The sequence below is a fragment of the Pantoea sp. MT58 genome (assembly GCF_014495885.1).
Taxonomy (GTDB): Bacteria; Pseudomonadota; Gammaproteobacteria; order Enterobacterales; family Enterobacteriaceae; genus Pantoea; species Pantoea eucalypti.
In genome coordinates this window covers 1,309,067-1,322,122 of sequence record NZ_CP061083.1, presented here as the reverse complement: position 1 = coordinate 1,322,122, position 13,056 = coordinate 1,309,067, and the positions used below count along the sequence as shown (strand labels likewise).

The following is a 13,056-nucleotide window of genomic DNA, read 5'->3' as shown; positions in this document are numbered from 1 at the left end:
GGGATGCGGGATTCCTTTGCAATCGGGCAGTGCAGGCCTTTCGGCTACACCCGACTGACAGCCACCGCCTCCCCCACCCAGTCACCTCTGTCCTGCAATCCACACAAAACGACGCCGCCGCCCAAACAAGAAAGACCCGCACTGCCCGAAGAGCAAAGCGTCCACGCCAGGGATGGCGTGGCCGATCCGCAGGGATGCGGGAATCCTTTGCGATCGGGCAGTGCGGGCCTTTCGACGGCTCCCCTCTCACAGCCACCAGCTCCCGCCCCTCTGCCACCTCTGTCCTGCAACCCACTTAACGCGACGCCGCTGCCTGAACAAGAAAGACCTGCACTGCCCGAAGAGCAAAGCGTCCACGCCAGGGATGGCGTGGCCGATCCGCAGGGATGCGGGATTCCTTTGCGATCGGGCAGTGCGGGTCTTTCGGCGGCCCCCCTCTCACAGCAACCGACTCCCGCCCCTCTGCCACTTTGTCCTGCAACCCACACAAAGCGACGCCGCTGCCTGAACAAGAAAGACCTGCACTGCCCGAAGAGCAAAGCGTCCACGCCAGGGATGGCGTGGCCGATCCGCAGGGATGCGGGATTCCTTTGCGATCGGGCAGTGCGGGTCTTTCGGCGGCTCCCGACTTGCAGATACCGTTGCGATCGGGCAGTGCAGGCCTTTCGACGGCTCCTGACTGACAGCCACTTGCTTCCAAATCCCATAAAAAAACGGCAGGCCGGGTTTCCCCTGACCTGCCGTTTCTGCAACGAACCTCAGCTCACATCAGACAAATTATTCTTCGTCTTCAGCCGCGTCGTCTTCGTCTTCTGCATCCGCTTCCGGTGCAATCTCTTCATCGTCGATCTCTGCTTCTGGCGCGATATCATCCTCGCCTTCCGCTACGCTACCGTCGATTGAATCCAGCTCTTCTTCTTCAACCGGCTCGGCAACACGCTGCAGACCGACCACGTTCTCATCCTCTGCGGTACGAATCAGAATCACACCCTGGGTATTACGACCCACGACGCTCACTTCTGACACGCGGGTACGCACCAGCGTACCAGCATCGGTGATCATCATAATCTGATCGCCATCGACAACCTGAACCGCGCCAATCACCGGACCATTACGTTCGGTCACTTTGATAGAAATAACACCCTGCGTCGCACGCGACTTGGTCGGGTATTCGCTGTTGGCAGTACGCTTACCGTAACCATTCTGGGTCACGGTCATAATTGCACCCTCTTCACGCGGTACAATCAGCGAGACCACACGATCGCCTTCAGCCAGCCTGATGCCGCGAACGCCAGAGGCAGTACGACCCATCGCACGGACTGCGGTTTCTGCAAAGCGCACCACTTTACCGGCCGCTGAGAACAGCATCGCTTCGTCATTACCATTGGTCAGCGCCACACCGATCAGCTCATCATCGTCACGCAGGTTCACGGCAATAATACCGGCGCTGCGCGGACGGCTGAACTCTTTCAGCGCGGTCTTCTTCACGGTTCCCAGCGCGGTCGCCATAAAGATATTGAAGCCTTCGGTATACTCACGTACCGGCAGAATCGCTGTAATACGCTCGTTGGCTTCCAGCGGCAGCAGGTTCACGATCGGACGTCCCCGCGCACCACGACTCGCTTCCGGCAACTGATAAACCTTCATCCAGTAGAGACGACCACGGCTTGAGAAGCAGAGAATCGTGTCATGGGTATTGGCCACCAGCAGACGATCAATGAAGTCCTCTTCTTTAATACGTGCGGCTGACTTGCCTTTACCACCACGACGCTGCGCTTCATAATCGGTCAGCGGCTGATACTTCACGTAGCCCTGATGCGACAATGTCACCACAACATCTTCCTGATTGATCAGGTCTTCGATATTAATATCAGCGGTATTGGCAGTAATCTCTGTGCGACGCTCATCGCCGAACTGATCACGCATCAGCTCCAGCTCTTCGCGAATCACTTCCATCAGACGATCGGCGTCAGACAGAATGCGCAACAGCTCTGCGATCTGCTCCAGCAGACCTTTATACTCATCCAGCAGCTTCTCGTGCTCAAGACCGGTCAGTTTCTGCAGACGCAGATCCAGAATCGCCTGAGCCTGCTGCTCGGTCAGATAGTACTGACCGTCACGGATGCCGTACTGCGGATCCAGCCACTCCGGACGAGCGGCATCGTCGCCCGCACGTTCCAGCATCGCTGACACATTACCCAGATCCCACGCCTGCGCAATCAGACCCGCTTTCGCTTCTGCCGGGTTAGGTGCACGACGAATAAGCTCAATAATCGGATCGATATTCGCCAGCGCAATCGCCAGACCTTCCAGAATATGCGCACGGTCACGGGCTTTACGCAGTTCGAAAATGGTACGACGCGTCACGACTTCACGACGATGGCGAACGAAGGCGTCCAGAATCTCCTTCAGTGCCATAATCTTTGGCTGGCCCTGATGCAGCGCCACCATATTGATACCAAAAGAGGTCTGCAGCTGGGTCAGTGAATAGAGATTATTCAGAACCACTTCGCCGACGGCATCGCGCTTGATCTCAATCACGATACGCATGCCGTCTTTATCAGACTCATCGCGCAGTGCGCTGATGCCTTCAACGCGCTTCTCTTTCACCAGCTCCGCAATCTTCTCAATCAGGCGTGCTTTGTTAACCTGATACGGAAGCTCATGAATGATGATGGTCTCGCGGCCCGTTTTCGCATCGGCTTCCACTTCGCCACGCGCACGGATATAAATTTTACCGCGACCGGTGCGGTACGCTTCTTCAATACCACGGCGACCATTGATGATGGCGGCTGTCGGGAAATCTGGCCCCGGAATGTGCTCCATCAGCTCTTCGATGCTGATGTCTTCATTTTCAATATATGCCAGGCAGCCGTTAATCACTTCACGCAGGTTATGCGGTGGAATGTTGGTTGCCATACCCACGGCGATACCGGAAGAACCGTTCACCAGCAGGTTAGGGATTTTGGTTGGCAGAACTTCAGGGATCTGCTCAGTGCCGTCATAGTTCGGGACGAAATCGACGGTCTCTTTTTCCAGGTCAGCTAACAGGTCGTGGGCAATTTTCGACATGCGAATTTCGGTATAACGCATCGCCGCGGCGGAGTCGCCGTCGATGGAACCGAAGTTGCCTTGTCCGTCCACCAGCATGTAACGCAGGGAGAAAGGCTGGGCCATACGTACAATGGTGTCGTAAACGGCGGAATCACCATGCGGGTGATATTTACCGATAACGTCACCGACGACGCGGGCAGATTTTTTATAGGGTTTGTTCCAGTCGTTACCCAGTACACTCATCGCAAAAAGAACGCGACGGTGAACCGGCTTCAGGCCATCACGCACATCGGGTAAAGCTCGGCCAACGATGACCGACATGGCGTAACCGAGGTAAGAATTTTTTAATTCTTCTTCGATATTGACCGGTGTAATTTCTCTCGCAAGGTCGCTCATGGAGCCGCTATCCCTCTACTTAATCCCGGATTTTAAAGGTGCGAAAGTATATCACACTGCAATGCTCTGGTGAACGTTAACCACCGATTTCCCCCGCTTTTCATTGTCCCTGAAAGGTGTGCCAACTGCGGTTAAGCGTTTATACTGTGGGCACATTTTGTCAGGAGTTACGATTCAATGAATGCACAACCGCAGAATCATCAGCATAACGTCGATGCGCAGGAAATTGCCAAGTTTGAGGCCGTTGCCTCGCGCTGGTGGGATCTGGAGGGTGAATTTAAACCGTTGCACCGTATCAACCCGCTGCGCCTGGGCTACATCGCGCAGCACAGCAACGGTCTGTTCGGTAAAACTGTGCTCGACGTCGGATGCGGCGGCGGCATTTTATCCGAAAGCATGGCGCGTGAAGGCGCCGTCGTGACCGGTCTGGATATGGGTGCGGAACCGCTGGCCGTGGCGCGCCTGCATGCTCTGGAGAGCGGCGTGACGCTGGACTATGTGCAACAGACCGTTGAAGAGCATGCCGATCAGAACGCCGGAAAGTATGATGTGGTGACATGTATGGAGATGCTGGAGCACGTGCCGGATCCGCGCTCGGTGATTCACGCCTGTGCGAAGCTGGTCAAGCCCGGGGGCGAAGTCTTTTTCTCAACGCTGAACCGCAATCCAAAGGCCTGGCTGCTGGCGATTTTCGGCGCGGAATATGTGCTGCGCATGTTGCCGCGCGGCACCCATGATGTGAAGAAATTCATCCGCCCATCCGAACTGCTGGGCTGGGTCGATGAAACGCCCCTGCGTGAACGCCACATTATTGGCCTGCATTACAACCCGGTGACCAACCGCTTCAAACTGGCGCCCGGCACTGATGTGAATTATATGGTGCACACTCACCACGCGGGTTAAGTCATCTGCCCGCCTGAATCCGGGCGGGCACTTTTTCCTCTGCCTGCTCTTCCTGTCAGAGCGGTTAGTGCCCTCGCCTGGTGGCAGGCATTCCGATGGCTGCCAATAGGTTACGTCAGCCATGCCCGCATCCGCTCAACGTCGCGGCCCCCTGCTAGCGGCTTTTATCCATTTTTCATCCCTTTTCTGGCTGAATCCTGAGGATTGAATAAGAAACACGCGCCCGATCATAATAAGAAAAAAAAGTGTGATCCGGTTGACATGTTGCCAGGCCTTACAAGGCGTGGGCTAAGAAATTTCGCAAGAATTACAACCCCTCCAGCCATCATTTTTTGCTCTTGTTAAGCGGCCGTAAAATACTAAAATATGCCCCCATGTAGTTATGACTTTTCTCTTCACCCCCTAGATGTAGTGTTTATCCACACATTATTCACAATGAATAGGCTGTGTATAAACCGGGATTTCTTTTAATTTTTGGATACTCACGCAAAGGTAAATACGCGACATGAACCAGAGTCTGCTCGTTACTAAACGCGATGGCCGCCAGGAGCGCATTGATCTCGATAAAATTCACCGTGTGCTGGACTGGGCAGCTGAAGGGCTGAACAACGTCTCAGTGTCACAGGTGGAACTGCGCTCTCACATTCAGTTCTATGATGGAATCAGAACGTCTGACATTCATGAGACTATCATCAAGGCCGCAGCAGACCTCATCTCTCGCGATGCCCCTGACTATCAGTACCTGGCTGCCCGCCTGGCGATCTTCCACCTGCGCAAAAAAGCGTATGGTCAGTTTGAGCCGCCGAAGCTTTATGACCAGGTCGTTAAGATGGTCGACATGGGCAAATATGATCGCCACCTGCTGGAAGATTACAGCCAGGAAGAATTCGCGCAGATGGACGAGTTCCTCGACCACTGGCGAGACATGAACTTCTCCTATGCCGCCGTGAAGCAGCTGGAAGGCAAATATCTGGTGCAGAACCGCGTCTCGGGTGAAATCTACGAGAGTGCGCAGTTCCTCTACATTCTGGTCGCGGCCTGCCTCTTCTCTGGCTACCCGCGCGATACGCGTATGGATTACATCAAGCGTTTCTATGATGCGATCTCAACGTTTAAAATCTCGCTGCCGACGCCAATCATGTCAGGCGTGCGAACCCCGACGCGTCAGTTCAGCTCCTGTGTGCTGATCGAGTGCGGCGACAGCCTGGACTCCATCAACGCCACCTCAAGCGCGATTGTGAAATATGTTTCTCAGCGTGCTGGTATCGGCATCAACGCCGGTCGTATCCGTGCGCTGGGCAGCCCGATTCGCGGGGGTGAAGCGTTCCACACCGGCTGTATCCCGTTCTACAAGCATTTCCAGACTGCGGTGAAGTCCTGTTCTCAGGGCGGCGTGCGTGGCGGTGCAGCAACGCTCTTCTACCCGATGTGGCATCTGGAAATCGAAAGCCTGCTGGTGCTGAAAAACAACCGTGGTGTTGAAGGCAACCGCGTGCGTCACATGGACTACGGTGTACAGCTCAACAAGCTGATGTATCAGCGCCTGCTGAAAGGCGAAGATATCACCCTGTTCAGCCCGTCTGACGTGCCAGGCCTGTATGATGCGTTCTTCGCCGATCAGGATGAGTTCGAACGTCTCTACACCAAATATGAGCAGGATCAGAGCATCCGTAAGCAGCGTGTTAAAGCGGTCGATCTCTTCTCGCTGATGATGCAGGAACGTGCTTCAACCGGCCGTATCTACATTCAGAACGTCGATCACTGCAACACTCACAGCCCGTTTGATCCGCGCATCGCCCCGGTTCGCCAGTCTAACCTCTGCCTGGAAATCGCCCTGCCGACCAAACCGCTGGAAGATGTTAACGACGAAAACGGTGAGATTGCCCTGTGTACGCTTTCTGCGTTCAACCTTGGCGCCATCGAAAGCCTCGACGATCTGGAAGAGCTGGCTACCCTCGCCGTTCGTGCGCTCGATGCGCTGCTCGATTATCAGGATTACCCGATTCCGGCTGCCCAGCGTGGCGCAATGGGTCGTCGTACCCTGGGTATTGGCGTGATCAACTACGCTTACTATCTGGCGAAGCACGGTGTGCGCTACTCCGATGGCAGCGCCAATGGCCTGACGCACAAAACCTTTGAAGCCATTCAGTATTACCTGCTGAAAGCGTCCAATGAGCTGGCGAAAGAGCAAGGTGCCTGCCCGTGGTTCAATGAAACCACCTATGCGCAGGGCATCATGCCGATCGACACCTACAAGAAAGATCTGGACGCGATCAGCAACGAACCGCTGCATCTCGACTGGGAGAGCCTGCGTGAAGAGATCAAAACGCACGGCCTGCGTAACTCGACCCTGTCTGCGCTGATGCCGTCTGAGACTTCGTCGCAGATCTCCAATGCCACCAACGGCATCGAGCCACCACGCGGTCACATCAGCATCAAAGCATCGAAAGATGGCATCCTGCGTCAGGTGGTGCCGGAGTATGAGCGTCTGAAAGATCAGTACGAACTGCTGTGGGAAATGCCGAACAATGACGGTTACCTGCAACTGGTGGGTCTGATGCAGAAATTCATCGACCAGGCGATTTCGTCTAACACCAACTACGATCCATCACGCTTTACTAACGGTAAAGTGCCGATGAAACAGCTGCTGAAAGATCTGCTGACCGCGTACAAGTTTGGCGTGAAAACGCTCTACTATCAGAACACCCGTGACGGTGCGGAAGATGCGCAGGATGACCTGGCACCTTCTATCCAGGATGATGGCTGCGAGAGCGGCGCCTGTAAAATCTAATGGTCAGGCGGGAGATTCTCCCGCCTCATTCATTTCACGAGGCCTGGCTTCGTCTACTTTTGGACAACTTTTATGGCTTACTCCACTTTCTCACAGAACAAAAATGATCAGCTGAAAGAGCCGATGTTTTTCGGTCAGTCCGTAAACGTGGCGCGCTTCGATCAGCAAAAATATGACATCTTTGAAAAGCTGATCGAAAAGCAGCTCTCCTTCTTCTGGCGTCCGGAAGAGGTTGATGTCTCACGCGACCGAATTGACTACCAGGCGCTGCCGGACCACGAGAAGCATATCTTTATCAGCAACCTGAAGTATCAGACACTGCTGGATTCCATTCAGGGTCGCAGCCCGAACGTCGCCCTGCTTCCGCTGATCTCGATTCCTGAGCTGGAAACCTGGATTGAAACCTGGGCGTTCTCCGAGACGATCCACTCCCGTTCTTACACCCATATCATCCGTAATATCGTTAACGATCCGGCGGTAGTATTCGACGATATCGTCACCAATGAGCAGATTCTGGCGCGTGCCCAGGATATCTCTCGCTATTACGACGATCTGATTGAGATGACCAACTACTGGCATCAGCTGGGCGAAGGCACTCATAAGGTCAACGACAAACAGGTTGTGGTCAGCCTGCGTGCTCTGAAGAAGCAGCTCTATATCTGCCTGATGAGCGTCAATGCGCTGGAAGCGATCCGTTTCTATGTCAGCTTCGCCTGTTCATTCGCTTTCGCCGAGCGTGAACTGATGGAAGGCAATGCCAAAATCATCAAACTGATCGCCCGCGATGAAGCGCTGCACCTGACCGGCACCCAGCATATGCTGAACCTGCTGCGCAGCGGCGAAGACGATCCGGAAATGAAAGAGATTGCGGCAGAGTGCCGTGAAGAGTGCTTCGAGCTGTTTAAGAAGGCAGCGCTGCAGGAGAAAGAGTGGGCGGAATATCTGTTCAGCGGCGGTTCAATGATCGGCCTGAACAAAGACATTCTCTGCCAGTACATTGAGTACATCACCAATATCCGTATGCAGGCAGTTGGCCTTGATCTGCCCTTCCAGACGCGCTCTAACCCGATCCCATGGATCAACTCCTGGCTGGTGTCTGACAACGTGCAGGTTGCGCCACAGGAAGTGGAAGTGAGCTCCTATCTGGTGGGTCAGATCGATTCTGAAGTGGGCGCTAACGACTTCGACGACTTCCAGCTTTAATCATGAGCCGCGACGTTGTTATTCTGCGCAGTTCCGGCGCCCGGCTGGAATGCGCAGAAGATCACCCCAATCTGCTCTCCCTGCTGGAAGCCAATAATCTCTGCGTGGAGTTTCAGTGCCGCGAAGGTTACTGCGGCTCCTGCCGGATGCGGCTGCTGAAAGGCGAAGTGCATTACCCACAGCGGCCGCTGGCCTTTGTGCAGCAGGATGAGATTCTGCCCTGCTGCTGCAAAGCTAAAGGCGAGATCGAGCTTGAGTTATAACTGAGACGGAACAAGTCTGGCTTGATTTGCTGTTAGATCGAGTCAGCTTATTTATTGCTGTGAGAATGCCCCCGCAAAGGGTCATTCACAGTCACATACAAAACGGGCGCCTCTGGCGCCCGTTTTGTTTTCACTGAAATTACTGTCTGACAGTTTCAACCACATCAATCCAGCCGTGACCGGTGCTCACTTCGCTGCCGTGTAACCAGCGGCGCAGCATATTCATCGCCATCATCGCTACCACCTTCTGGCGCGTCTCCAGGTTATGACGACCGGTGCTGAACTTCACGCGCTGACCAAAGCCGCCATCCGGCGTATGTAACGCTACCGAAATCGTTTCCTGTTCCAGGCTGCCAACAGAAAGCGCCAGCGCTGCCTGCTGCTGTGCGGCAAGTTCGCGGGTGCGCGTCACCTGCTGCTCCAGCGTCTCCTGCGTTGATGGCAGAATGTCAGCGCCCCGCAACGGCACGCTGGCGGCAGCCAGCTGCCAGTAAAGCAGCCCGGCGGTGTATTGCTCACTGACCGCCAGCTGCTCGCCACGCTGCGTCAGCTCGCGTGCCAGCAGCGCCGGTAACCCTTCCGTGCCTTCAAAGATAGTGCACTCCGCCAGTAGCAGACGCACCTGCTGCCACACCTGCTCCATCGCGACACGCTGACTGGCCGGGCCGGTCAGTTTGATCTCAATGATCGGCATCGACGAGCGATAGCCCATCACCACACCTTCCGGCAGCGCCAGCGGCTCCAGCTCAGCGGCAATATCACTTTCACCGCGACCAAAGGTGGTCAGTCGCAGACAAATCGGCGGTTCGGGCGGCGAGAATTTTGCTTTCAGACGGGGAATGATCTGCTGCTCCACCATCACCTTAAATTCAGATGGCACGCCAGGCGTGAAGAATATCCAGCAGCGGTTGAGTTGCAGGGCAAAGCCACAGGCGGTTCCAACCGGATTATCAATCAGCTCCGCATTGGCCGGAATTTCAGCCTGCTTGCGATTGCTGGCGGCCATCACCCGGCCACGGCTGGCGAACCAGGCTTCCATTTGTGCCAGCCAGTCCTGCTGCATCTCCAGTTCAACCCCACAGGCGCGAGCGGCTGCCAGCGCGCTGAGATCGTCACTGGTGGGACCCAGGCCGCCATTCACAATCAACACGTCGGCCTCATGGCTTCGTGTCTGCAGGGTGTCGATGAGCGATTCCAGTGAATCCCCAACCGTGGTTCGGCTGGTCATGGGCAAACCTTGCTGGAATAAAATATCAGCCAGCCAGGCGGCATTGGTATCGACGATTTGGCCATGCAGCACCTCATCCCCGGTAGACAGCATCTCAATTCTAATCACGTCCGGTTCTCCTTTTCACGTTTATTTAACTGTATGAAGTCCACCTGCGAAACACAATCTGTGTGACCCGGGTTTGTTACTGGTTTATCTAAAGCAGCACGTTGCGCATAAAAGTGAATGAGGGCGAGGCAGGCTCAACAGAGGTGAATCAATGAGGGGTTGAGAAAACAATAAAAAAACGGCGGGATTTACCCGCCGCAGGTTTACTGCTGTCGTCTGTTACCGCGCTACATGAGCGAATCGCAATTAGCGACGCGCCAGCAGCAGGCCGAGAACCAGGCCGGCGGTTGCACCAATACCTACGCCCTGCCACGGTTTTTCGTGCACGTAATCGTCTGCACGGTATGCCGCTTGTTTAGCGCGATAGTAGTAACTGTCGGACGCCTGGCTGACACGGGATTTAACATCGTTCAGCGCCTGTTCAGCTTTGCTTTTAAGCTCAATGTATTTCTGATCGGCCGGATCGCCTGATGCCTTAAGCACTTCTTCCAGGGTTTCGGTCAGTAACGCAATATCGTCATCGAGGCCCGATTCGAATTGATTTGTCTGATTTACCATCATTTCCTCCGTGTGAATTGCAAAGCAGTTCATTAACTATAGCCATAATCTGGCGCTCTGCTGATTTCCTGCTCCAGGAATCACCTGATTTTTCATCTGTTAATCTTACTCAGTGCAGGCGGTGCGCCGCTTCGCTGCGCAAAGAAGTGTAAGACGCAGCGGCAACCGCCGAATTTCGCTTCGCTTCTTTGATTAATCTGATAAATTTTGTCGTGACTGAATTTTCCAGTAACCCTACTGTCGTACCCCTCTGTTGCCTGTGATTATCGGGCCATGAAAGTGCATGTTGCACAACAGTCACGACACCCTCGAACAGCTAAGGAATGATCTCTGGCATGAATCGAAGAATGTTTATGAAAGCGTCAATGGCCTTCTCTGCCGTCAGCGGCATGACCGGCCTGTCAACGCTGTTTGCGCAATCCGCATGGGCAGAAGATGGCATTGCTGACGGAACCGCCGTACGCTTCGATTTCGACGTATTGAAGAAAAACGCGGCTGCGCTGGCGAAGAAACCCTGGGGCGGTGCACCAGGTGCACTGCCGGAGACGCTGGCCACATTGACCCCACAGGCGTACAACGAAATTCAGTATGACGCCAACCACTCACTCTGGAATAACCTGCCCGATCGTCAGCTGGACGTGCAGTTCTTCCACGTCGGCATGGGCTTCAAGCGGCGCATCCGCATGTTCTCTGTTGACGGCGAGAGCCGTCAGGCACGCGAAATTCACTTCCGCCCTGAGCTGTTCAACTATAACGACGCGAAGGTTGATACTAAGCAGCTGGAGGGCAAAACTGACCTCGGCTTTGCCGGTTTCCGCGCATTTAAAAAACCGGAACTGGCCCGTCGCGACATCGTATCCTTCCTTGGCGCAAGTTACTTCCGTGCGGTAGACGATACTTACCAGTATGGCCTCTCGGCGCGTGGTGTCGCGATCAACACCTTCAGCAATGGCCAGGAAGAGTTCCCCGATTTCACCGCTTTCTGGTTTGAAACGCCAAAAGCGGAAGATACCACCTTTACCTGCTATGCCCTGCTGGATGGCGCGAGTGTCACCGGTGCCTATAAGTTCATCATCCACTGCGAAGAGAAACGCGTGGTGATGGAGGTGGAAAACCACCTGTTCGCCCGTAAAGAGATCCGTCAGATTGGCATCTCGCCAATGACCAGTATGTTCAGCTGCGGCACCAACGAGCGCCGCATGTGCAACACCTACCATCCGCAGATCCACGACTCCGATCGTCTGGCGATGTGGACCGGTAAAGGCGAATGGATCGCCCGCCCACTGAATAATCCGCAGCGTCTGCAGTTCAATGCCTATGAAGATGAGAATCCGCGAGGCTTTGGCCTGCTGCAGTTAAATCACGACTTCAAAGATTATCAGGATGTGATTGGCTGGTATGACAAACGTCCGAGCCTGTGGGTGGAGCCGGTCGGCAAGTGGGGCAAAGGCGCAATTAACCTGATGGAGATCCCGACCACCGGTGAAACGCTGGATAACGTAGTCTGCTTCTGGCAACCGGCTGAGCCGGTCAAAGCGGGCAGCGAGCTGAACTTCTCTTACAAGCTCTACTGGAGTGGTCTGCCGCCAGTACGTAGCGGTCTGGCACGTGTGGATGCGACCCGTACCGGTATCGGTGGTTTCCCGGAAGGCTGGGCGCCTGGCGAACACTTCCCGGAAACCTGGTGCCGCCGCTTCGCCATCGATTTTATTGGTGGGGATTTGCAGGCTGCTGCGCCGAAAGGCATTGAGCCGGTGATTACCGTTTCATCCGGCAGCGTGAAGCAGGTTGAAATTCTGTATGTCGATCCGCTCAAAGGATACCGCATCCTGTTTGACTGGTATCCGAACAGCGATTCCACCCAGCCGGTAGAGATGCGTCTGTTCCTGCGCAGCAAGGATGAGACGCTGAGTGAAACCTGGCTTTATCAGTATTTCCCGCCTGCGCCGGATCAGCGCAAATATGTCGATGACCGTCAGATGACGGTGGGTTGATAGAAAAAGGCGAGGCTCAGGCCTCGCTTTTTTTATGGCGCATTCTTCAGCATATCGACGTGCGGAATGCCATCTTCCAGATAGTTCTCCCCCACCGCCACAAAGCCGTGCTGCCCATAGAAGTTTTCAAGATGCGCCTGCGCGGAGAGAAATATGTCACGGCCCGGCCAGTGCTGCTGACAACTGCTGATCGCCTGTTCCATCAGACGATTGCCCAGACGCGCACCGCGCACCCGATCTGAAACAATGACCCGTCCAATTTTCACCGGGCTGGTTTCATCTTCCGGGGAAAGAAGTCGCGCATAAGCCACCAGCTGATCATCCACCGTGCCCAGCAGATGCCTGTTTTCGGCCTGTAAATCTTTGCCATCCACATCAAGATAAGCACACTGTTGCTCCACCACAAACACCTCACTGCGCAACGCCAGCAGCGCATAGAGTTCCGGGGCGGTAAGTTCGCTATGGTGTTTATCCTGCCAGTCAATGTTCATGGTCTCTCCTTACTAAACCAGACACTCTACATCAGCGCGAGGTCGTCAGCACCAGCTGGTCACCTCA

General features: G+C 54.8%; 9 protein-coding genes. 5 read left to right on the top strand and 4 right to left on the bottom strand.

Annotation, left to right across the window (positions count from 1 at the left end; all coding sequences use genetic code 11):
- Positions 1–777 precede the first annotated feature (777 nt).
- Positions 778–3,450 carry a DNA topoisomerase (ATP-hydrolyzing) subunit A gene (gyrA, locus tag IAI47_RS06465; RefSeq protein ID WP_003854208.1) on the bottom strand — a complete coding sequence of 891 codons (2,673 nt, stop codon included), beginning with the start codon at positions 3,448–3,450 and terminating at the stop codon, positions 778–780.
- A 177-nt stretch (positions 3,451–3,627) separates the two neighbouring features.
- On the opposite strand from gyrA, the gene ubiG reads away from it, so the two are divergent.
- From ubiG to yfaE, 4 genes are all read left to right on the top strand, one after another.
- Positions 3,628–4,353: a bifunctional 2-polyprenyl-6-hydroxyphenol methylase/3-demethylubiquinol 3-O-methyltransferase UbiG gene (gene ubiG / locus IAI47_RS06460; RefSeq protein ID WP_003854209.1), complete on the top strand. Its 726-nt coding sequence runs from the start codon at positions 3,628–3,630 to the stop codon at positions 4,351–4,353.
- Positions 4,354–4,858: 505 nt separating this feature from the next.
- Entirely contained in the window at positions 4,859–7,144 is a 2,286-nt protein-coding gene (nrdA, locus tag IAI47_RS06455) for a class 1a ribonucleoside-diphosphate reductase subunit alpha (RefSeq protein WP_003854215.1), read from the top strand.
- A 72-nt stretch (positions 7,145–7,216) separates the two neighbouring features.
- Complete coding sequence (gene nrdB / locus IAI47_RS06450) at positions 7,217–8,347, top strand: class Ia ribonucleoside-diphosphate reductase subunit beta (protein ID WP_003854217.1); 1,131 nt, start codon at positions 7,217–7,219, stop codon at positions 8,345–8,347.
- 2 nt (positions 8,348–8,349) lie between these two features.
- Entirely contained in the window at positions 8,350–8,610 is a 261-nt protein-coding gene (gene yfaE, locus IAI47_RS06445) for a class I ribonucleotide reductase maintenance protein YfaE (RefSeq protein WP_003854219.1), read from the top strand.
- A gap of 139 nt (positions 8,611–8,749) precedes the next feature.
- Here yfaE and IAI47_RS06440 read toward each other — a convergent pair whose 3' ends face one another.
- Together IAI47_RS06440 and elaB are read right to left on the bottom strand one after the other, a co-directional pair.
- The gene (locus IAI47_RS06440; protein ID WP_008926467.1) at positions 8,750–9,946 is read right to left on the bottom strand and encodes a nicotinamide mononucleotide deamidase-related protein YfaY; all 1,197 of its coding nucleotides are present in this window, start codon (positions 9,944–9,946) and stop codon (positions 8,750–8,752) included.
- A gap of 246 nt (positions 9,947–10,192) precedes the next feature.
- Positions 10,193–10,504 (bottom strand): stress response protein ElaB, encoded by a 312-nt coding sequence (gene elaB, locus IAI47_RS06435; protein ID WP_003854223.1) that lies wholly within the window; start codon positions 10,502–10,504, stop codon positions 10,193–10,195.
- 335 nt (positions 10,505–10,839) lie between these two features.
- On the opposite strand from elaB, the gene IAI47_RS06430 reads away from it, so the two are divergent.
- The gene (locus IAI47_RS06430; RefSeq protein WP_008926468.1) at positions 10,840–12,498 is read left to right on the top strand and encodes a glucan biosynthesis protein D; all 1,659 of its coding nucleotides are present in this window, start codon (positions 10,840–10,842) and stop codon (positions 12,496–12,498) included.
- Positions 12,499–12,530: 32 nt separating this feature from the next.
- Here the strand turns inward: IAI47_RS06430 and IAI47_RS06425 are convergent, their stop codons facing one another.
- Positions 12,531–12,989, bottom strand: coding sequence for a GNAT family N-acetyltransferase (locus IAI47_RS06425; protein WP_003854228.1), 459 nt, complete (start codon positions 12,987–12,989; stop codon positions 12,531–12,533).
- Positions 12,990–13,056 lie beyond the last annotated feature (67 nt).